The sequence below is a fragment of the Nocardia sp. NPDC052316 genome, from assembly GCF_044547795.1.
GTDB lineage: Bacteria > Actinomycetota > Actinomycetes > Mycobacteriales > Mycobacteriaceae > Nocardia.
Genome location: NZ_JBIUBB010000006.1, coordinates 169521 through 191282, shown reverse-complemented (window position 1 = coordinate 191282; position 21762 = coordinate 169521). Strand labels below are relative to the sequence as shown.

General features: G+C 68.1%; 18 protein-coding genes. 7 read left to right on the top strand and 11 right to left on the bottom strand.

What is annotated here, in order from left to right; all coding sequences use genetic code 11:
• Positions 1-2: 2 nt before the first annotated feature.
• Both ACIHA7_RS28695 and ACIHA7_RS28690 read right to left on the bottom strand, forming a co-directional pair.
• Positions 3-1499 carry a cytochrome ubiquinol oxidase subunit I gene (locus ACIHA7_RS28695; RefSeq protein ID WP_397294042.1) on the bottom strand — a complete coding sequence of 499 codons (1497 nt, stop codon included), beginning with the start codon at positions 1497-1499 and terminating at the stop codon, positions 3-5.
• Between the two features lie 292 nt (positions 1500-1791).
• The gene (locus tag ACIHA7_RS28690) at positions 1792-2712 is read right to left on the bottom strand and encodes an aminodeoxychorismate lyase (protein ID WP_397294041.1); all 921 of its coding nucleotides are present in this window, start codon (positions 2710-2712) and stop codon (positions 1792-1794) included.
• A gap of 193 nt (positions 2713-2905) precedes the next feature.
• On the opposite strand from ACIHA7_RS28690, the gene ACIHA7_RS28685 reads away from it, so the two are divergent.
• The 4 genes from ACIHA7_RS28685 to ACIHA7_RS28670 all read left to right on the top strand — a co-directional run bounded on the left by ACIHA7_RS28685 (position 2906) and on the right by ACIHA7_RS28670 (position 6212).
• Positions 2906-4018, top strand: coding sequence for a YgfZ/GcvT domain-containing protein (locus tag ACIHA7_RS28685; RefSeq protein ID WP_397294040.1), 1113 nt, complete (start codon positions 2906-2908; stop codon positions 4016-4018).
• Between the two features lie 120 nt (positions 4019-4138).
• On the top strand, positions 4139-4879 hold the full coding sequence (locus ACIHA7_RS28680; protein ID WP_397294039.1) for an MOSC domain-containing protein: 741 nt from the start codon (positions 4139-4141) through the stop codon (positions 4877-4879).
• Positions 4876-5829, top strand: coding sequence for an asparaginase (locus ACIHA7_RS28675; protein ID WP_397294038.1), 954 nt, complete (start codon positions 4876-4878; stop codon positions 5827-5829). Before ACIHA7_RS28680 ends, ACIHA7_RS28675 begins: the two co-directional genes overlap by 4 nt.
• Before the next feature lie 176 nt (positions 5830-6005).
• Entirely contained in the window at positions 6006-6212 is a 207-nt protein-coding gene (locus ACIHA7_RS28670) for a DUF3073 domain-containing protein (protein ID WP_107653982.1), read from the top strand.
• 147 nt (positions 6213-6359) lie between these two features.
• Here ACIHA7_RS28670 and purM read toward each other — a convergent pair whose 3' ends face one another.
• From purM to purF, 6 genes are all read right to left on the bottom strand, one after another.
• The gene (purM, locus tag ACIHA7_RS28665) at positions 6360-7436 is read right to left on the bottom strand and encodes a phosphoribosylformylglycinamidine cyclo-ligase (protein WP_040730775.1); all 1077 of its coding nucleotides are present in this window, start codon (positions 7434-7436) and stop codon (positions 6360-6362) included.
• Between the two features lie 212 nt (positions 7437-7648).
• Positions 7649-9325: an ABC transporter ATP-binding protein gene (locus ACIHA7_RS28660; RefSeq protein ID WP_397294547.1), complete on the bottom strand. Its 1677-nt coding sequence runs from the start codon at positions 9323-9325 to the stop codon at positions 7649-7651.
• 11 nt (positions 9326-9336) lie between these two features.
• Positions 9337-10347, bottom strand: a complete 1011-nt coding sequence (locus tag ACIHA7_RS28655) for an ABC transporter permease (RefSeq protein ID WP_397294546.1) — start codon at positions 10345-10347, stop codon at positions 9337-9339.
• Positions 10348-10439: 92 nt separating this feature from the next.
• The gene (locus tag ACIHA7_RS28650) at positions 10440-11450 is read right to left on the bottom strand and encodes an ABC transporter permease (protein WP_397294545.1); all 1011 of its coding nucleotides are present in this window, start codon (positions 11448-11450) and stop codon (positions 10440-10442) included.
• Positions 11451-11572: 122 nt separating this feature from the next.
• Positions 11573-13189 (bottom strand): ABC transporter substrate-binding protein, encoded by a 1617-nt coding sequence (locus ACIHA7_RS28645; RefSeq protein WP_397294037.1) that lies wholly within the window; start codon positions 13187-13189, stop codon positions 11573-11575.
• 645 nt (positions 13190-13834) lie between these two features.
• On the bottom strand, positions 13835-15415 hold the full coding sequence (gene purF / locus ACIHA7_RS28640; RefSeq protein ID WP_397294036.1) for an amidophosphoribosyltransferase: 1581 nt from the start codon (positions 15413-15415) through the stop codon (positions 13835-13837).
• 235 nt (positions 15416-15650) lie between these two features.
• Here purF and ACIHA7_RS28635 point away from each other — a divergent pair, with 235 nt between their 5' ends.
• A complete protein-coding gene (locus ACIHA7_RS28635; protein WP_397294544.1) occupies positions 15651-16919 on the top strand; it encodes a YhgE/Pip domain-containing protein in 1269 nt (422 codons plus the stop codon).
• Positions 16920-17005: 86 nt separating this feature from the next.
• On the opposite strand, the gene ACIHA7_RS28630 is transcribed toward ACIHA7_RS28635, so the two are convergent.
• Both ACIHA7_RS28630 and ACIHA7_RS28625 read right to left on the bottom strand, forming a co-directional pair.
• Positions 17006-17398, bottom strand: a complete 393-nt coding sequence (locus tag ACIHA7_RS28630; RefSeq protein ID WP_397294035.1) for a sterol carrier family protein — start codon at positions 17396-17398, stop codon at positions 17006-17008.
• A gap of 10 nt (positions 17399-17408) precedes the next feature.
• Positions 17409-18179 carry a phytanoyl-CoA dioxygenase family protein gene (locus ACIHA7_RS28625; protein WP_397294034.1) on the bottom strand — a complete coding sequence of 257 codons (771 nt, stop codon included), beginning with the start codon at positions 18177-18179 and terminating at the stop codon, positions 17409-17411.
• A gap of 184 nt (positions 18180-18363) precedes the next feature.
• Here ACIHA7_RS28625 and ACIHA7_RS28620 point away from each other — a divergent pair, with 184 nt between their 5' ends.
• Positions 18364-19014: a TetR/AcrR family transcriptional regulator gene (locus ACIHA7_RS28620; RefSeq protein WP_397294033.1), complete on the top strand. Its 651-nt coding sequence runs from the start codon at positions 18364-18366 to the stop codon at positions 19012-19014.
• Positions 19011-20171, top strand: coding sequence for an FAD-dependent oxidoreductase (locus tag ACIHA7_RS28615; RefSeq protein WP_397294032.1), 1161 nt, complete (start codon positions 19011-19013; stop codon positions 20169-20171). Before ACIHA7_RS28620 ends, ACIHA7_RS28615 begins: the two co-directional genes overlap by 4 nt.
• A gap of 57 nt (positions 20172-20228) precedes the next feature.
• On the opposite strand, the gene ACIHA7_RS28610 is transcribed toward ACIHA7_RS28615, so the two are convergent.
• Complete coding sequence (locus ACIHA7_RS28610; protein ID WP_397294031.1) at positions 20229-21692, bottom strand: serine hydrolase domain-containing protein; 1464 nt, start codon at positions 21690-21692, stop codon at positions 20229-20231.
• Positions 21693-21762 lie beyond the last annotated feature (70 nt).

Sequence of the window (21762 nt, the reverse complement as noted above, 5' to 3'; positions counted from 1 at the left end):
TCCTAGTAGGCGAACGAAAGTTGTTCGACGGCAGGCTCTTCGGTCCCGGGCCTACCCGGTCCGCCGGTATCGTCGGGCTTGTCGTCGCCGGTGACCACCGGGGCCGGATCGGGCCCGTGCACCACGTAGCGCCGCATCAGGTAGAACCAGACCGCCGCCAGCGCGCCGTACAGCAGCGTGAAGACGATCAGCGAGAACAGCACCACCCCGGCCGAGTGGTTCGACACGCCCTGCTGCACCATCAGCCGCAGGTTCGGGTCGCCCGTCGGATTCGGCACGACAACCCAAGGCTGGCGGCCCATTTCGGTGAACACCCAGCCCGCACTGTTGGCGAGGAACGGTGTCGGAATCATCAGCAGGCTGAGCCAGGAGAACCAGCGCTGGTTCGGCACCCGGCCGCGGCGGGTGAGCCACAGCCCGGCCAGTGCCAGCAACGCCGAGCCCGCCGCCAGGCCGATCATCGCGCGGAACGACCAGTAGGTGACGAACAGGTTCGGCCGGTAGTCGCCGACGCCGTACTTCTCGTTGTATTCCTTCTGCAGGTCGACCACGCCGGGCAGCGTGACGCCGCTGAACTCGCCCTTGGCCAGGAACGGCAGCACGACCGGCACCTCGAGCACGTGGATGACGCTGTCGCAGTTGTTGTGCGTGCCGACGGTGAGGATGGAGAAGTCGGGATCGGTCTCGGTGTGGCACAACGACTCCGCCGAGGCCATCTTCATCGGCTGCTGCTCGAACATCAGCTTGCCCTGGGTGTCCCCGGTGAAGAACAACGCCACCAGCGACACCAGCATCACCCAGGTGCCCACCAGCGCTGCGGGCCGCCACATGGTGCGCGCCTCCGCCAACTGGGCGGCGTCCCCGCTGCGCGCCTTGCGCACCATCCACCAGCCCGCGATGCCCGCCACGAAAGTGCCTGCCGTGACGAAAGATCCGGCGACGACGTGCGGAAAGGCGGCCAGCAGTGTGTTGTTCGTGAGCACCGCGACGATGCTCTCCAGCTCGGCCCGGCCCGTCTCCGGATTGAACCGCGCGCCGACCGGATGCTGCATGAACGAGTTCGCGGCGACGATGAAGTACGCCGACGCGTTCACCCCGATGGCGACCATCCAAATCGCCGCCAGGTGTGCGAGTTTCGGCAATCGGGACCAGCCGAAGATCCACAGCCCGAGGAAGGTCGACTCCATGAAGAAGGCGACCAGGCCCTCCAGCGCGAGCGGCGCGCCGAACACGTCACCGACGAAGCGGGAGTACTCGCTCCAGTTCATCCCGAACTGGAACTCCTGCACGATGCCGGTGGCGACACCGAGGGCGAAGTTGATCAGGAACAGTTTGCCGAAGAACTTGGTCAGCCGAAGCCAGTGCTCCTTACCGGTGATCACCCAGGCGGTCTGCATGGCGGCGACCAGGGGTGCGAGTCCAATGGTCAGCGGCACCAACAGAAAGTGGTAGACCGTGGTGATCCCGAACTGCCACCGCGAGATGTCCAGCGCGTTCATCACCGCGCCTCGCCTGCGCTCGGCTGCGTCATGACCGCCGGGGCGGCTCCGTCATCGGTTCGCTCGCTCACGGTGCCACGACCTCCTCGTCGTCTACGACATGACGTAGTAATACTACGTCGGAGGAGGGTCGGAAGAAGTGAGTCGTAGGACACGACACACGGGGACTTTCGGCCTTCAACAGCGCTTCTACAGGCTCGTACCGCCCTGCGGCCGTGCGAGTAGGACGCACATCACGTCGACTGTCGCCCGTCGGCGGCCGGTGCGGGCAGTCACCGGTCGCCGCGCCGCTTCACCAGTCGCCGATGGCCCCGGCCCGTTCGATGCCACGGTCGACCAGGTCGATGATCTCCTGCGCGTTGTCCGGCGCCGACATCCGCAAGCCGTCCAGCGAGTTCACCCGCGCGGCCAGCGAGATGCTCGACAGCATCCACACGCTGTCGCAGGTGAGCAGATCGGCGGTGAACAGCGACTTGTAGATACATTCCCACCCCGCCTTCTCCGCCTCGGCGAACAGCGCGCGCTGGGTGACGCCCGGCAGCACACCGTTCTTCGCGGGCGGGGTGATCAGCTGCTTGTCCCGCGCGATCACGACGGACGAGCGTGGCCCCTCCAGCACCCGGTTCTCGGTACTGGTGAAGATCACGTCGTCGGCACCCATCCTGGCCGCGAACCGCAGCGCCGCCATATTGGACGCGTAGGACAGCGTCTTGGCGCCGAGCAGCTGCCACGGCGCGGCCTGCGCCAGGTCGATCGAGATGCCGCGGGACAGCGTCACCACCGCGACACCGTCGGTCCGCGCCTTCTGCACGCGATCCGGCACGGGTAGCACGAGCACGTAGGCGGTGGGCACCGGAACGGCGGCCGCTAGATCGCCGGTCGTCACCTTCTCGGTCACGCCCGATAGCTCGGAGTCGCGCCCGCGCGTGAGGACCAGCCGCATCACCCCTTCGCGGTCCGCACCCCACTCCTTCGCGGCCCGCTCGACCGCCTCCCGCCACCGACCCAGTTCGGGCTCGGGTAGATCCAGCGCCTGCGCCGACCGGCGCAGCCTGCCTAGATGAAACTCGATCGCACACGCGTTGCCCGCGCGCACCAGAACTGTTTCGAAAATACCGTCGCCCCGCAATACGCCGATATCGTCCGCATACAACAACGGCGCGTCCGGATCCCGGACAGCGCCGTCGAGTGAGACAAGAACCCGATCTACCATGCGTCGAGAGTAGGCGGTGTTGCTATGTCTCGCCTATGTCACGGCAGACTTCGCGACATCTTTTACAAGCTGCCGCCCGAGGTTCACCCGGACGCCGCGCGCTCGCCGTCACGAGCGTCTCCGCGCGGCCTCGCACGCCCTCCCCGCAGCCCCGGTTCCGGCACCCGACTCCGGCCCCGCCTACAGTGGAAACGTGTCCGTGGTCGTTGCGCCCAGCCCCATCCTCGCTGTTTCGGGAGCCGTCGCGGGAGCGCCGGGTTCGCCGGATGCCGCCGTCGCGTGGCACTACGGTGATCCGCTCGGTGAACAACGCGCCGCCGTCCAGCGCGCGGCGATCGTCGATCGCTCGCACCGTTTCGTCCTGACCATCACCGGCGCCGAGCGGCTGACCTGGCTGCACACCATCAGCAGCCAGCACATCGCCGCGATGAGCGACGGACAGTCGGCGGAGAACCTCGACCTCGATCTCAACGGCCGGGTGCTGAACCATTTCGTGCTCACCGAGCTGGCCGACACGGTCTGGATCGACACCGAGGGCGACCGCGGCCCCGCACTGCTGGAGTTCCTGCGGAAGATGGTCTTCTGGGCCGACGCCAAGCCCGCGGAGTCCGAGTACACCGTGCTGAGCCTGCTCGGGCCGAAGACCGCCGAGGTGATCGCGGCCGTCGGCGTCGCGACCCTGCCCGGCGCCTACGGGGCCGTGCCGCTGCCCGGCGGCGGTTTCCTGCGGCGCATGCCGTGGCCGACCGCCGACTCCTACGATCTGCTGATCCCCCGCGACCGGCTCGCCGAGTGGTGGACCCGGCTGACCGAGGCCGGCGCCGAACCGGCGGGCATGTGGGCGTTCGAGGCGCTCCGGGTCGCCGCCGTGCGACCGCGAATCGGCCTGGACACCGACGAGCGCACCATCCCGCACGAGGCCCGCTGGATCGGTGGGGTCGCCGAATACGGCGCCGTGCACCTGGACAAGGGCTGCTACCGCGGCCAGGAGACGGTGGCGCGGGTGCACAACCTCGGCAAGCCGCCCCGGCACCTGGTGCTGCTGCACCTGGACGGGTCGGCCGACGAGCGCCCCGCGATCGGCGACGACATCACCGCGGGCGGCCGCACCGTCGGTCGCCTCGGCACCGTCATCGACCACTACGAGCTCGGCCCCATCGCGCTCGCCTTGATCAAACGCACCGTCCCGGCGGACACCGCGCTGACGACCGGAACGACCGCCGCGGCCATCGATCCCGACTCCGTCCCGAGGGACGACGAACCACAGGCGGGCAGGCTCGCCGTCGATCGGCTCCGCGGCCGCTGAGCGCCATGGCCATCGAATACCGCAGGGGCACAAGCCCCCGTCGCCCGCTGAGCACAAGCGCAGCGACCACATCCCGCCATTGCGGCGCATCGCCGACCCCCGATCAGGTGCCGAGAGGAAGTGACTGTGCGACCAGGTGATACCGGCCAGGTGCTGGCCGTCTGCGTGGTACACGCCGACCTCGACGTGCCAGGCCGCGTCGGCAAGTCCGCCATCGACAAACGACCGAGGCCGGGCCGGGTGCCGGTGCACACGCTCGGGCTCGACGGCGATCACGTCTGCGACGTCGAGCATCACGGCGGTGTGCACCAGGCCGTCTACGCCTACGCCGACGAAGACGCCCGGCGCTGGGCCGGGGAGCTGGACCGGGACTTGCCCGCAGGGTGGTTCGGCGAGAACCTGCGCATCGAGGGACTCCCGGTCAGCGACGCGGTGGTCGGCGCCCGGTGGACCATCGGCGACACGCTGCTCGAGGTGAGCGCGCCGCGGGTGCCGTGCGCCACCTTCCAGCACTGGGCCGGTGAAGCCAAGTGGGTCAAGCGATTCGCGCTGCAAAGCGACACCGGCGCGTACCTGCGGGTGCTGACCGAGGGCACGATCGGCGCGGGCGACCAGGTGGCGGTGGTGCACGTACCCGACCACGGCATCACCGTCCGCGACGTCTTCACCGGCGCCGACCCGGACCGGCTCGCGTTCCTGGCGGCCGCGGAGCCCACCCTGTCGGACGACATCCGCATGCAGATCGAGCGCCACGCCCGCAGGCAGGCCAACGCCGACCGCGCGGCCCGGCAGCGTGCGGGCGAACCAGCTGATCCGGCCACCCGACGTGGCGCCGAACTCGACACGGGAGCACAACTGTGAGTGTGGAACTGGTCGAAGTAGTCCGCTCCGGATTCCGCGAGTGCGTACACCGCGGCTCGGCGGTCATCCTCGATCCCGACGGCGAGCCGACGCTCACCCTCGGCGAGGTACACCTGCCGATCTTCCCGCGCTCCACCAACAAGCCCATGCAGGCGATCACCCTGCTGCGCCACGGGTTCGAGCCGGTCGACGACGCCGAGCTCGCCATCGCGACCGCGTCGCACTACGGCGAACCCGATCATGTCGCGCTGGTGCGCAGGCTGCTCGACCGCTTCGGCTTCGACGAGAAGTCGCTGGAGTGCCCGCCGGATCTGCCGGTCGACGACAAGGCGCGCGCGGCCGTGCTTTCGGGTTCGCAGGGATCTCGGCGCATCTACATGAACTGTTCGGGCAAGCACGCCGCGATGCTGGCGACCTGTGCGATCAACGGCTGGCCGACCGAGGGCTACCTCGACGAGGGTCATCCGCTGCAGCAGGCGGTGCTCGCCACCGTCGCCGATCTCACCGGCGAACCCGAGACCGATCTCGGCATCGATGGCTGTGGCCTGCCGATCATTCCGGTGTCGCTGGTGAACCTCGCCCGGGTGTTCGCGACCATGGCGACCGCCGCGCCCGACGCGCCGGAGCGGCGCGTCGCCGACGCCATCCGCGCCCATCCGCGAGTGATTTCCGGCACCAACGCCCCCGATTTATTGACCATGCAGGCCACCCCTGGACTGGTCTGCAAGATCGGCGCGGACGGTGTGCACGCGGGCGCGCTCCCCGACGGCACCGCGTTCGCATACAAGATCGACGACGGTAGCGACCGGGCTCGAATGCCCCTGACGCTGGCCATTTTGCACCGGATCGGGATCGACTGGACCGACGCGCACGCCGAGCTCGCGGCGCCTCCGGTGCTCGGCGGCGGGGCCAGGGTCGGCGTGATCCGGGCGATCCCCGGGGTGCTCTAGCCGGGCGGACCGAGGGCGACAACCGGGCAAACGGAACCACTTCGGAGGTTCTTCACCCACTCCTGGAAGCGGGACGGCCGGACACACGCTAAAGTGTCTGTCAGGAAGAGTATTAATTCGAACGGGGCCGCCAACCAAACCCCAGGCCGCCCCGCAGTGACGCGAGGGGGTCAGCCATGGGCCGTGGCCGGGCTAAGGCAAAGCAGACCAAGGTCGCACGCGAGCTGAAGTACAGCAGCCCGCCGAGCGACTTCGCGAGCCTTCAGCGCGAGCTTTCGGGAAGCCCCAACTCCCAACGGAGTGGTGTGCTGTCCGATGAGCACGACGCGGACAAGTCCTCATCCAAGTGGGAAGAGGACGACTACGACGACTGGCGCCGCTGACTCGGAGCAACGTCTGAAGGGGGAGGACAGCGTTCCTCCCCCTTCAGGCGTTGCCGCGCGTTGACGGATACCGCCGAAAAGGCTTACAACACACCAGCGTCCCGCATCTGAGCGATGCGGGACGCTGGTTTGTGTTTGCGTGAGGGTTCAGAAGCGCGGGTGTTCGCCGACCAGGACGGCGCGCAGGGCGTCGGAATCCTTGGCCTTCTTGACGGTACCCAGGGTCCAGCACTCGATGTGCCGGGCGGTGAGCACGGCCAGGGCGCGGTCGACGTCCTCCGGGGCGACGACGGCGACCATGCCGACACCCATGTTGAAGGTCTTCTCCATCTCGACCCGCTCGACTCGTCCGCGCTGGGCGATCATCTTGAACACGGGTGCGGGGTTCCAGGTGCCGCGGTCCAGCTCGGCGACCATGCCCGCGGGCAGCACCCGGCCCAGGTTGGCGGCCAGGCCACCGCCGGTCACGTGGGCGAAGGTGCGCACGTCGGTCTCGGCGATCAGCGCGAGGCAGTCCTTGGCGTAGATCCGGGTCGGCTCGAGCAGTTCCTCGCCGAGCGTGCGGCCGAACTCCTCGACGTGCCCGGTGAGCGACATCCGGTCGATGTCGAGCAGTACCTTGCGGGCCAGGCTGTAGCCGTTGGAGTGCAGACCGGAGGAGCCCATCGCGATCACCACGTCACCGGGGCGCACCCGGTCCGGGCCGAGCACCGCATCGGCCTCGACCACGCCGACGCCGGTCGCGGACAGGTCGTAGTCGTCCGGGTCCATCAGGCCGGGATGCTCGGCGGTCTCGCCGCCGAGCAGCGCGCAGCCGGCCCGTACACAGCCCTCGGCGATGCCGGAGACCAGTTCGGCGACCTTCTCCGGCACGACCTTGCCGATGGCGATGTAGTCCTGCAGGAACAGCGGCTCGGCACCGCACACGACGAGATCGTCGACGACCATCGCGACCAGGTCGAGGCCGACGGTGTCGTGCTTGTCCATCGCCTGCGCTACCGCGATCTTGGTGCCGACCCCGTCGGTGGACGCGGCGAGCAGCGGTTCACGGTAGCCGCCCTTGAGTGCGAACAGCCCGGCGAACCCGCCTAGACCACCCTGCACCTCGGGTCGGCTCGCCTTCTTCGCCAATGGCCCGAACAACTCGACTGCGCGGTCACCTGCCTCGATATCCACGCCTGCCGCGGCGTAAGAGGCACCACCACTGGGGGTCTGTTCAGTCATTTTCGGGGAAAGCTCCAAACCGAATCGGCGGATAGATGCCTGCTCACGCTACCGGAACCGGATAACGACCTCGCAGCTGTCCCGCCGCTGATCCGCCTCTGACGCGTATTTTGCCGGTGGAAAGCGTCGCGGGACTTGACAGCGGGAGTTGCTCGTCGGGTCCCGGGCGTACCCGACGAGCTCCCCCTGCGCCTACGAGATCACTTGTCGCATCATTCGATCTCTGTCGCGAACAAGGCCGCGCTCTCCGCTCGGCGTCTGCGCTGCTCCACCGGGTCCGGCACCGGCACGGCGGCGACCAGCCGCTGGGTGTACTCCTCGGTCGGAGCGCGCAGGATGCGATCGCGATCGCCCTGCTCCACCACCGCGCCGTTGCGCAGCACCACGATCCGGTCGGCCAGCTGATCGACCACCGCGAGATCGTGGCTGATGAACAGGCAGGCCCACCCGCATTCGCGCTGCAGCTGGCCGAACAGCTCCAGCACCGCGGCCTGCACGGAGACGTCGAGCGCGCTGGTCGGCTCGTCGGCGACCAGCAGATCCGGATCCAGGACCAGTGCCCTGGCCAGGCTGGCGCGCTGGCGCTGACCGCCGGACAGCTCGTGCGGGTACCGGCGCTCGGTGCCCGCGGGCAGTTGCACGTCGTCGAGCAGTTTGCGCACCCGGGCCTTGATCTCCGCGGCGCTGCCCATCTTGTGCACGAGCAGTGGCTCGGCGACGCACTCGCCGACGGTGAGCCGCGGATTCAGCGAGCTGGCCGGGTCCTGGAACACGAAGCCGAAGCGCCGTCGGATCGGCCGCAGCTTCCGCCCGGACAGGCCCGCGATGTCCTGCCCGCGCACCTTCACCACGCCCGAGGTCGGCCGCTGCAACGCGGCGACACAGCGGCCGATGGTCGACTTGCCCGAGCCGGATTCGCCGACCAGGCCGAGGGTTTCGCCGGGCCCGATGCACAGGTTCACCTCGTCGACCGCGCGGAACGGCGGCCGCCCGAACGAACCGGGGAACTCGACCACCAGATCGCACACCTCGAGCACCGGCTCGGCGGTCGCGGCCACCTCTTCGGCCGGACCGTGCGCCAGCTGCTCGGTGCCCAGGTGCGGGACGGCCGCGAGCAGCGCCCTGGTGTAGTCCTTTTTCGGGCTCGCGAACAGCTCGTCCACCGGAGCCTGCTCGACCACCCTGCCGTTGCGCATCACCACGACGCGGTCGGCCAGGTCGGCCACCACGCCCATGTTGTGGGTGATCAGCACGATGGCGCTGCCGATCCGGTCGCGCAGGTCGCGCAGCAGCTCGAGGATCTCCGCCTGCACCGTCACGTCGAGGGCCGTGGTCGGCTCGTCGGCGATGATCACCTTCGGCTCGCAGGCGATGGCGATGGCGATCACCACGCGCTGTTTCTGTCCGCCGGAGAGCTGGTGCGGGTAGAAGTTCACCCGATGCTCCGGGTCGGGTAGCCCGACCATCCGGAGCAGCTCGACGGCGCGGGCTTTCGCGTCCTTCTTGCTCATCTGCGAGTGCGCGCGCAGCGCCTCGCCGATCTGGAAGCCGACGGTGAACAGCGGGTCGAGCGCGAGGCCCGGCTCCTGGAACACCATCGAGATGGCGCCGCCGCGCAGCGCGGTGAGCTGGCGCTCGTTCATCGAGGTGATGGTCTCGGTGCCGAGGGTGACCAGGCCGCGCACCCGCGCGGTCTGCGGTAGCAGACCCATCGCGGTGCGCGAACTGACCGACTTACCCGAACCGGACTCCCCGACGATGGCGAGCACCTCGCCGGGGAACACCTCGTAGGAGACGTCGGAGACCGCGTAGACGGGTCCGGCGTCGGTGGCGAAGGTGACCGAGAGCGACTCGATGGACAGCGCGGGCTGCCCGCGATCGGCCGTCACCGCTGGGGTGGTCATGGTGTCTCCTTCCCGGCAGTGCCGTCCTTGACCAAATCGACGTTCTCGCCGTCGGTTTCGGTGTCGGCGGCACGGTCGAGTTCGGCCGGGTCGGCGACTTCGATGCCCGCGACCGTGATGGCGTCGCCCGGCGCCGAGGCGACCGAGCGCCGGGTACGCAGGATCGGGTTGAGCACCTCGTTGAGGCTCTCGCCGACCAGGGTCATTCCGAGTACCACGAGCACGATGGCGAAACCGGGGAAGATACCGGTCCACCAGATGCCGTTCGACACGTCGGACAGCGCCTTGTTCAGGTCGTAGCCCCACTCGGCGGCCTGGGTCGGCTCGATGCCGAACCCGAGGAAGCCGAGCCCGGCCAGCGTGAGGATGGCCTCGGACCCGTTGAGGGTGACGATCACCGGCAGCGACTGCGTGACGTTGGCGAAGATGTGCCGGAACAGGATTCGCGTGGTGGACGCGCCGGTCACCCGGGCGGCATCCACGTACGGTTCGTTCTTCACCGCGATGGTCGCGTTGCGCACCACCCGAAAGTATTGCGGCACAAAGACGGCCGTGATGGCCACCGCGGCCGACAGCACGCCACCGAAACTGGTGGACCGGCCGCCCGAGACCACGATGGACACCACGATCGCCAGCAGCAGCGTCGGGAACGCGTACATCGCGTCCATGAACAGCACGAGCACGCGGTCCAGCCAGCGCCCGACATAGCCGGAGAGCAAGCCGAGCGGCACTCCGACGAACAGCGAGAGCACCAGCGAGATCGCGATGACGAACAGCGCGGTCCTTGCCCCGAAGATCACCCGGGAGAACACGTCCTCGCCGCGGACCGAGGTACCGAACCAGTGCTCGGCCGACGGTGCTTGCTGACGCGCGAAATCGACACCGTCGGCGGCGCTCTGGGCGAAGTCGTAGGGCGCGATGAGCGGTGCGAAGACGGCCGCGAGCACGAAGAACCCGACCAGACATAGCCCGAAGATCAGCGTCACCCGCTGCAGGCCCGCGGTCATCGAGAACAAGCGCAGACCGGGGATGCCCCGGCGCGCCTTGACGGGTACCGGCGGCGCGATCACCGGTTCGTTCAGCAGTTCCGGTGCGGTCATCAGAACCTCACCCTCGGATCAATCAGTGCCACAAGGGCATCCACCAGGAAGCTCATCACCGCGACGACCAGCGCGATGAACGCGACGATGCCCTGCACGGCGATGAAGTCACGCGCCGATAGATACGTCGCGAGCTGATAGCCGAGGCCCTTCCACTCGAAGGTGGTCTCGGTCAGCACGGCACCGCCGAGCATCATGGCGATCTGCATGCCCATCACCGTGACGATCGGAATCATCGCGTTGCGGAAGGCATGTCGGCCGGTGACCACCCGCTGCGACAGACCACGCGCCCGCGCGGCGTCCACGTAGTCGGCCCGCAGGGTCTGGATCAGGTTGATCCGCACCAGCCGCAGGAAGATGCCCGCGGTGAGCAGCCCCAGTGCGATCGCAGGCAGCACAGCGTGTTTCAGCACATCGAGCAGGTAACCCATGTCGCCGTAGAGGATTCCGTCGATCAGCATGATGTTGGTCTTCGGCGAGACGTGCTGCAGCTGCAACTCGACGTTGGTGCTGGCCCGCCCTGCCACCGGCAGCCAGCCCAGATTCACCGCGAAGATCAGCTTGAGCAGCAAGCCGACGAAGAACACCGGCGCCGCATAGGCCAGGATTGCGAACAGTCGCAGGCCGGTGTCGGTCGGCGAATCACGCCGGGTCGCCGCGTATCTACCGAGCGGAATGCCGACCGCGAAGGCCACGATCAGCGCCCAGAACATCAGCTCGAGCGACGCGGCGCCATAGGTCATCACCACTTCGCTGATCTGCCGATTGTCCTGCGACTTACCGAAATCCCCGCTCAGCAGACCGGTGATGTACTCCCAGTACTGCGACAGAATGGGCCGGTTCAACCCGGCCGCCTCCTTGCGGACCTCGATCTGCTCCTGGGTCATCCGCCCACCCATGGCCGCACTGATCGGATCACCGGCCACGCGCATCAGGAAGAACACGACGGTGACCAGGATCCACGCGGTCACCGGGATCAGCATCAGTCGCACGCCGAGGTAGCGCAGCAGGGCGAGCTGGCGAGAATCGCCGCCGCCCTTCCGTACTCGTGGCACGCCGAAGCGCCGGGCCCGGGCCGGCGCTGGCTTCGTTTCTGGAGCAGCTATCGTCCCGGGCCCGGCTTCGCCGGATGTCACTTGCTCAGCACCGTGTAACGGAACTTGAACGACGCGTCGAGAGTCTGCTCCACTCCCTGCACGTTCTTACCCGAGACGGCGATCTGCTTGCCGGACAACAGCGGAACGATCGGCAGGTGCTTCTGCGCCAGATCGAACTGCACGTTCTTGAGGATCTCCATCCGCTTGGTCTTGTCGCGCTCGGTGATCTGGGCGATCAGCTGCGCGGTGATGGCGGGATCCTCGAAGTGCGACTGCAGGAAGTTGTTCGGACCGAAGAACGGGGTCAGGTAGTTGTCCGGGTCCGGAAAGTCCGGGAACCAGCCGAAGTGGTAGAGCGGGTAGGAATCGCGCGCCCGTTCCCGCTGGTAGCTCACCCATTCGGTGGACTGCAGGTTCACCCGGAACAGCCCGCTGGCTTCCAGCTGCGACTTGATCGAGGCGTACTCCTCGGAGCTGCTCGAACCATAGTGATCCGGGTTGTACTGCAGGTTCAGTTCGACCGGCGTCGCGACGCCCGCGTCGGCGAGGAACTTGGCGGCCTTCTCCTTGCTCGGATCGGCGCCGTAGATCTCCTTGAACGGCTCTGTCGCGCCGGGAACGCCCTGCGGCACCGACGAATACGCCGGCGTGTAGGTGTTCTTGTAGATGTTCTTGGCCAGCGCGGCCCGGTCGACCGTCGAGGCGAGCGCCTTGCGCACCGCCAGCTTCTGCTCCGGGGTGCCTCCGGGCATGGTGTTCATGTTGAACACGATGTAGCGCAGCTCGCCACCGGGGCCCTCGTGCACGGTGACCTTGCTGTCGCCGCGCAGCGACTCGATGTCGGTCGGCGTGAGCGACCGGTAGGCAACGTCGAGCGACCCGTTCTGCAGGTCGAGCTTCATGTTGTCGGTGGTCGCGTAGTACTTCGTCGAGACGGTCTTGGTCTTCGGGGTGCCGAGGATCCCGTTGTAATCCGGGTTCGCCGTGTACTCGACCAGCTTGTTCTTGTCGTAGCTCGTGATGGTGTACGGGCCGGAGTAGCCCTTGTTCTTCACCACGTCCTCGTCGGCCATCACCTTGTCCGGCGAGTACACCTTCTCGTCGACGATCGGCCCGGCCTGGGTCGGCAGGATCGCCGGGAAGGTCTGGTCGTTGGCGACCTTCAGCGTGAAGTTCACGGTGCGGTCGTCGGGGGCCTCGGTCTTCTCGAGGTTGCCGAGCAGCGAGGCGGGCCCGTTCGGGTCATTGATCTTGACCATGCGGTCGAAGGAGAACTTGACGCTCTTGGCGGTCAACGGGTTTCCGTTGGCGAACTTCAGGCCCGGCTTCATGGTGCAGCTGTACACCGTCGGGGTGGTGAACTCGCACTTCTCCGCGGCGTCCGGCTTCGGCGTCGCGTCGCCGGGGGCGAAGTTCAGTACGTACTGGTAGAACTGCGTCTCCGCGACCAGCGAGCCGTTGTCGTAGGCGGCTACCGGGTCGAGCGAGAAGATTTTGTCCGTGGTGCCGGCCAGCAGGCCGCCACCGTCACCACCATCACCGGTCCGGCCGGAACCGCAGCCTGCCAATGACGACGCAACCAGCGTCGCCAGGCCGACGGCCGCGATAGTTCGCGTCCGGGTCCGGCCCCCAGGTGTTCTAGAAACCAACATCAGGGCCCCACTTCTCGAGCGCCGCACCGCGCTGTCCTGGATCGCAGGACAGGTGCGGACGCAATGAACTTCCGATCTGACGGGCACCGTACCCACGAACCATTTCCGGCACGTTGCGTTTTCACAGAAAAAATCACCGGGTCGATAGCAGGCGTTGCAAATAGTGCACCGAGGGGGCCAGATCACCGGACGAATGTCCAGGAACGCACTGGATCGCCGGTGTGGGCGTCTCGAAGACGCCATGGCACGCAGTCGGACAAAACAGGCCGTTTACCGCGACGCGCGAAATCGACGCGCCGTGTGCGCGCTACGAAATGGGCGCGTTTCGGCGCAGCGGATGGCGGCTCGTACCAAGGCGGAAGAGACCTGCCCGAGATAGGCGGCCGGGTGTCGCAGATACCGACAACGCGGCAGCGCGAGGGGTGCAGGAAGGAGTCATCCGGCGCGGACAGACCGGCAACGGACGGACTGATTGATGACGGATGGACGCACGGGTACCCGGGGCGCTCACGCTTCGGTGTCCGCCGGCAATGGCGGCTCGAGAAGGGATGACGGCCGTCCCCGCCGAGCGATGGACACGGCTAAGGGCGCCGAGGACAGACAGGGACCACGATGGCACAGCCCGAAAACCGGGTCGCCCGAGCGCTACGGACGACTCAGCGCGCTCGCATTCGCGTTCTCGCCGAGCAGCAGCGCCTCCGGCTGCCCGGTGAGCATGCCTTCGAGCACGTTCTTGCCGATGGCCGCCTCGGTGGGCAGTGCGATCGGGTAGTTGCCGTCGAAGCAGGCACAGCACAGTCGCGAGCGGGGCTGCTCGGTGGCGGCGATCATGCCCTCGGTGGAGATGTAGCCGAGGGTGTCCGCGCCGATGGAGCGGCGCACGCCCTCCACCATCTCGTCGAAGCTGCCTTCGGCGCCGGACCCGTTGGCGATCAGTTCGGCGGGCGAGGCGAAGTCGATGCCGTAGAAGCACGGCCACTTGACCGGCGGCGAGGCGATCCGGACGTGGATCTCCAGTGCGCCCGCTTCGCGCAGCATGCGGATGAGTGCGCGCTGGGTGTTGCCGCGGACGATCGAGTCGTCCACCACGATTAGTCGCTTGCCGCGGATGACCTCGCGCAGCGGGTTGAGCTTGAGCCGGATGCCGAGCTGACGGATGGTCTGGCTCGGCTGGATGAAGGTGCGCCCGACGTAGGCGTTCTTCATCAGGCCTTGGCCGTAGGGCACGCCCGAACCCTGGGCGTAACCGACCGCGGCCGGGGTGCCGGATTCGGGCACGGGGATCACCAGATCCGCCTCGACCGGATGCTCCTTGGCGAGCAGGCGCCCGATCTCGACGCGGGTGGCGTGCACCGAGCGGCCCGAGATGGTGCTGTCCGGCCTGGCCAGGTAGACGAACTCGAAGACGCAGCCCTTGGGTTCGGGATTGGCGAAGCGCATCGAGCGCACGCCGTCGGCGTCGATCGCCAGCAGTTCGCCGGGCTCGATCTCCCGGACGAACGCCGCGCCGACGATGTCGAGTGCTGCGGTTTCGCTGGCAACGACCCAGCCACGGTCCAGCCTGCCGAGGCACAGCGGCCGGACGCCGTGCGGGTCACGCGCGGCGTAGAGGGTGTGCTCGTCCATGAAGGTCAGGCAGAACGCGCCCTTCAGTGTCGGAAGCAGCTCCATCGCCGCCTGCTCGATGCTGGAGTCGGCGGAGGCGTGCGCCAGCAGCGCGGTGATCACATCGGAGTCCGACGTCGCGGCGATCGGCTGCGGGCGGCCGTTGGCCACCGTCGCACCGATGAGCCCGAGTTCCCTTGCCCGGCCTGCCAATTCGGCGGTGTTGACGAGATTGCCGTTGTGGCCCAAGGCAAGTCCGGAACCCACCGAGGTGGTCCGGAAGATCGGCTGGGCATTTTCCCAGGTCACGCCGCCGGTGGTGGAGTAGCGGCAGTGCCCGACGGCGATGTGGCCAGGCATGGCGGCCAGCGTCTGCTCGTCGAACACCTGGCTGACCAAGCCGAGATCCTTGAAGACCAAGATCTGCGAACCGTCGGATACCGCGATGCCCGCCGCCTCCTGCCCGCGGTGTTGCAGCGCGTACAAGCCGTAGTACGTGAGCTTCGCCACGTCCTCGCTCGGCGCCCAGACTCCGAACACACCACACTCTTCGCGTGGCTCGTTCTCGTCCTGATCGGGGGTGGCGGAAGTAGCGTCAACCGGCAGTTCGGCGTTGGTCACCGTTTGCTCCCTGTTCGGGCGGGCTGGGGGCACGTTTCATTCTACGGGTGAAACTCCGATCGCGATCACCGCCACCGCATACCAGTAGCAATCCGGCGTGGCGCTGCGGCCGGGGAATCCGGCGACGGTAGCTGTTACGGTGCGATCCGTGACGACTACCGACAGCGCGGATTCAGGCAGCGGGGCGGGATCGAACACCGGGGGCACCACGCCGCAGCGCAGGCCATGGGCGCGGCTGGTGCTGTTCCCCATCGGCGTGCTGACGCTGCTGACGGCGTTGCTCGGCATCATGTATCTGGATTACGTCGTCGATCCGGAGAAGAATCTGCACGATTTCCCCATCGCCCTGGTGAACCAGGATGTGGGCGATGTCATCAAAAAAGCCGACAGTCAGCAGCAGGTGAATTTCGGCAACCAGATCACCGAGGCGCTGGAGAAAGGCGTGCCCGCCGACAAGGTCGACCTGCGGGTGATCAGCATCAGCGAGGCCGAGCGGCAGATGCAGTCCGGCGAGGTCTACGGCGCGCTGGTCATCCCGAGCGATTTCAGCAAGCGCCTCGGCATCCTCGGTGTCGGCAGCGTGATCCCCGGTGACATGGAACGCCCGATCATCACCCTGCAGACCAACCCGCGCACGGGTGCGTTCGGCACCCAGATCGTGCTGCGGGTGGGCAATCAAGCGCTGACCGAGGTGAACAAGCAGGTCGGCAAGCAGCTCACCGATCAGGTGACCGAGCAGCTGAAGCCGCAGGCCGGCGCGCCGCCCGCGCCCGAGCTGTCCGGCGCGGCCAGGGTCGCGCTCGCCGATCCGGTGAAAGTGGTTGTCCAGCAGTACCATCCGCTGCCCGACGGCACCGGCCAAGGGTTGAGCGCGTTCTTCTACGCACTGCTGTTGCTGCTCGCCGGGGTGGTCGGCGCGATGGTCATCCACACCATGATCGACGCCCAGCTCGGCTTCATCCCCACCGAGTACGGGCCGTGGTACGTGCACTATCCGCCGACGCCCATCTCCCGCTTCCGCACCCTGCTGATCAAGTGGGGCGTGATGGTGGTGACCGCGAACATCGTCTCGGCGGTCTTCCTGATCGTCGGCAAGATCCTGGACATGCCGATCGATCATCCGCTCGCGCTGTTCCTCTACAGCGCGCTCGCCATGATCGCCGTCGGCGTCACCGGCCTGTCCACGCTGGCCGCGATCGGCTCGGCGGGCCTGCTGGTGAACCTGATCCTGTTCATCATCCTCGGCCTGCCCTCCTCCGGCGGCACCGTCCCGATCGAGGCGACGCCGCAGTACTTCGGCTGGCTGGCCTCCTTCGAACCGATGCACCAGGTGTTCCTCGGCATCCGCGCCATCCTCTACTTCGACGCCAACTTCGAGTCGGGCCTGGCCCGCGGCGTCTGGATGGCCGTGGCCGGCCTCGCGATCGGCTTGGCCTTCGGCGCCGTCATCACCCGCTTCTACGACCGCAAAGGCCTGCACCGCAGCAACCGCGTCGCCGCCTGATCAGGTCGGATCCGCACTCGCTCGCGGGATCCGCACTCGCTGCGGACCCCTGGAGCGGGTGCGATCCCGCCGAAAAAGTGCGGCGATCAGTCGTCGGCCAGGCGGGCGATCGGAAGCCAGCGGGCGACTTCGGTCGCGCGACTGCCCGAGGCGGTGAGGGCGCCGGAGTCGAGGGCGGTTGCGAAGTCCAGCAGGCCGGTGGCCAGCAGGAGCCAGGTGCGCGGGTCGGTTTCGACCACGTTCGGCGGGGTGCCTCTGGTGTGCCGCGGGCCCTCGATGCACTGCACCGCGACGAACGGCGGGACCCGCACCTCCACCGAGTGCCCGGGGGCCGCGGCCGCCAGGGTGCGCGCGGTCGTGCGGACCGCCGCCGCGAGTTCGGTGCGCGCGGGCGCGTCCAGCGAGTCGTCCCGCAGCCACGCACGCACCGCATCCACCGCCGACCGCAGCTCGGCCGGACTCACCGATTGTCGAGCCACGTACCCGAGATTACCGGTCGAGTCCGCGGCGGATGGCGCGCTCCACCGGCGAGTACGCGCCGTCCGGCCGCTCGAGTACGCAGGGGCCGCGCGACAGCAACGGCGGCTGGGCCAGGAAACGCGCCGACGTACCCCGATGTCGTTGCGCGGCATGCACCAGGAACGGGTGGCAGAGGTAGACGTCGCCGGCCCGGCCGGTGGCCACCGCCTCGGGTAGGTCGGCGGTCGCCTGCGCATACGGGAACTGAGCCAGGTCCGCACCCACCTCCCCAAACGGTGCCAGCAGCGCGGGCACCCGCAGATGCGACCCGACCCGGATGCGGGTCGGCGCGTCGGCGACGCCGATGTCGGAGAACAGGAACAGCATCAGCAGGGCGCGGCCTTGCGACCACAGATTCACCCGCCAGGTGAAGTAGTCGGCCGGATCGTCACCGGGGAAGCTGACGTCGATATGCCAGCCGTCGTCACCGGGCGGCCCGCCGACCGGAAAGCGAACCGGGAAGGTGCCGAGGCTGTTTCGCGGCAACCAGCGGCCTTGGCCGACGAGCTGATCGAACGCTTCGGTCAAGGCGGGTGCCGTGGCGGCGCGCGCGAAAGGTTCGTCGGCGAAGTCGCCGAGTCGAATCACCGGCTGCGTCCAGGTCGAGCGGTCCTCGGGGTCGCAGCCGGTCGCGCGCCACAGAATCGCCCGGCCCGCCGCCGCGACCTCGCTCGGAAACGCCTGCTCCAGTTTGACGAAGCCATCGGCGATAAAGGATTCGATCTGCGTGTCGTCGAGCATGAGGTCCTTTCGTCGCCCCAACGATGACCGAGAGCGGGCCGGTATCGCCACCGAATTTTGTCCTGGTGCCGCAGCATCGGACCCGGTCACCGTCGACCGCGCAGACCAGGCAAAACGTGGAAACGCTTGCGCGGCTGAGCCACTCGCTTCTACAGTAAGTAAGTAGTTACTTACAGGAGTGCGAATGGCTGACTCGACGCGGGAACGGGTCATGGCGGCGGCGCTGCGGCTGTTCGGGGAGCAGGGTTTCGCCCGGACCACCGTGACGCAGATCGAGCGGGCGGCGGGACTCTCGGGTGGGTCCGGGGCGATGTACCGGCATTTCCGGTCCAAGGACGAGTTGCTGGTCGAAGCGGTGCGGTCGCGGCTGACCGAGCGGGGCGAATGGGCGTCCTTCCTGGACCCGGATTTCTCCGTGCTGGCCTGGCTCGATTCGCTGGAGCCGCAGGGCTCGACGGTCGACAAGCTGACCCTGCTGTTCCGGATCGGCCTGGCCAGGCTCGAACACGACCGCGATGTGAACCGAATCCTGATGCGCGACAACTCGATCGGGACCGACGTACTCGAGGTATTCCGCCGCGAGGAGTACCTGGTCTTCGTCTCGGCGGTGCTGCGCGGACTGCGCGAGCTCACCGATCCGCAACGGCAGAACCAGGATTGGGAGGCCGCCGCCGCGGTACTCGTCGGCGCGGTCGCGCACTACTGGCTGATCAGTGACACCTTCGGCGGCGACCACCCCACCGCGGTCGACCCGGACCGCTATCTACGCTCCATCGCCGAGATGGTCGTCGCCCGACTGGGGTGGACCGGCACACAGGGAGAGGGAACAGCATGAAAACACCCGTCACGGTGATCGGCGGCGGCCTGGCCGGCCTGACCGCGGCCATCACACTGGCCGAGGCAGGCGCGGCCGTGCGCCTGTACGAGGCACACCACACCCTCGGCGGCCGCGGCCGGGCCACCGCGCCGCCGTATGTCGCCCACGACGGCGCGCATGTCTTCTACGCCGACGGCCCGCACTACACCTGGCTGAAGGAACACGGCTTCGTCAGCGATCTCGGGTGGCCCGGCCCCGGTGACCTGGCGCGGGCGGGTTTCCGGGTCGACGGCCGGGTGCGCGCGGTGCCGCCGATCGGGATGCTGCGCGCCCAGGCCCGCGGCAGGCTGCGGGCGCCGGTCGATCAGGACTTCCGGTCCTGGGCCGCGGCCCGCTGGGGCGAGGTCACCGCCGAGCAACTGGCCAACGCGATCAGCGTGGTGACCTACGACGCCGACACCGGCCGACTGTCCGCGGCCTTCGTGTGGGAGCTGTTCCAGCGCGTCTTCGGGCCGAACATTCCCGCGGTGCGCTGGGTACGCGGCGGCTGGCAACGCGTCATCGGCCGAATGGCCGAGCGCGCAACCGAACTCGGTGTCGTCATCGAGACCGACACGCGGGTCGACCAGCTGCCGACCGACGGGCCGGTGCTGGTGGCCACCGAGTTGAGCTCCGCCAGAATGCTGCTCGGCGACGACAGCCTCCAGTGGACCAGCGGCCAGTGCGCCCTGCTCGACATCGCCGTCACCGCGTCGCGCGGCGACCGGACCCTGGTGTTCGATCTGGACGAGGGCGGGTTCCACGAGAGCTACACCATGCAGGACGACACCATCGCGCCGCCGGGTGAATCGCTGTTCCAACTCCAAATGCCCACCCGCACCGGCGAATCCCCCGGCGACACGCAACTTCGGCTCGGCCGGTTCGCCGACACCGTGCTGCCCGGTTGGCGTGACCGCAGCACATTCCACCGCACCGGCGCCGCGAAGGGCCGCACCGGCGCACTCGACCTGCCCGGTCAGACCTGGCGCGACCGGCCCGCCATCGACCGAGGCAACGACGTCTACCTGATCGGTGACCAAGTCGCCGCCCCTGGGATGCGTGGCGAGATCGCGATCAACAGCGCGCTGCAAGCGGCCCGCCGAGCAGCGATATCGGTCACGAAGACCGGAGCTTGACCCCCGGTTCATGACGAAAGGGCCGGGTTATGGCCCGGCCCTTCGGTTTCGGATCGATCAGCCGACGGACTGCTTCGGGGTGGCGCGCATACCGACATAGCAGACCTCGGTGCCGTCGGCGAGGGTGGCGAAGACGACGGGCATGTAGTCCTCGCTGAACGACGGGCCCGCACCGGAGGCGGCGAACACCGCGTCGGCGACCGGGGTGAGCTCCATGCTCAGCGGCGGGGACATGTCCTTCATCTCGTCCACGAATTCGTAGCGCATGTGTGCGGAGCCGTCGTCGCGCTTGCTGACGGTGACGACAACGCCTGCGCGGCGGTAGGTGCCGACGAACGGTGCGATGTCCACCTGCACCGGCGGGTCCGCGGGTGCGAAGGGCTCCGGCATCCGCACGCCGGCCAGCTCGGCGAGCAGTTCCCGGAACAGCGCGGCGTAAAGCTGGCGTGCGCCACCACCATTGGTGAGCAGGGCCACGGCGACACCCGCCGCGGGGATGGCTCGCAGGTACGCGTACTGGCCGATCGCGGCGCCGTCGTGACCGAAGCCCTTGATGCCGTCCCAGTCGTACAGGGTCCAGCCCAGGCCCCAGCCGTCCGCGCTGACGGTCCACTTGTCCGGCACGTCGACCTCCCGCTGCCGCATCGCCGCAACGATCTCCGGCGACAGCACCACGGTGCCGTCGGCGGCGCGCCCACCCTCTAGGTGCATCCTGGCGAACCGCACCATGTCACCCGCGGAGCTGATGACCCGTGCCGCTGGCGCGACCGAGCGCGGCATGATGTCCCACTGCGGCGCCGGATCCGGGTACCGCCCCGGCTCGCCGAGGTGGCTCATCGCGACGCGGAACCGCAGCGCCTGCTCCGGCAAGGTCATCAGCTGGTCCAGGCCGAGCGGGGCGGCGAGCAGCTCCTGCACGGCCTCGTCGAAGGTCTTGCCGGTCAGCACCTCGATCACCCGGCCGAGCACCACGAAACCGAGTCCACCGTAGGACGTCCCCGCCCCCGGCTTGCAGTCGAGTGCCACTTCCCTTGCGGCCCTGACATATTCGGCCAGGCAGTTGTCGCCGCGGCCGCCGTCGTAGTTGAAGTCGTTGGTCACGCCGCCGGTGTGGCTGAGCAACTGCCGCACCGTGATGACCTCGGTGGCTTCCGCGTCGGGAGTGGCGAACTCCGGCAGCACGTCGACGACGGGCGCGTCGAGGTCGAGCCTGCCCTGGTCGACCAGGCGCATGATCATCGTGGCGGTGTAGACCTTGGCGATCGAGCCGCACAGGAACACCGAGTCGGGCGTGACCTGCACACCCGTACCGCGATGCAGGACGCCACTGGCGAGTTCGTAGATTTCGCCGTCGACCAGGATCGCCAGCGCGGCACCCGGCACGTGGTGGGTGGCCCGGAGTTCGTCGAGCCGCCGCTGCCAGCGCGCAACGGAGAAGTCCCGCCCGGTCGAGTCGGTGCTGCCCCAGTCCCCCTGCGTCTTCCAGTCACCCTCGGCGCCCCAGCTCACGGTGTTCGACATTGTGTTCTCCTGCTCTGCATCCAGTCGGCATGTACGCCGCTCTCCTGTTGCGAACACTGTACGCATAGCG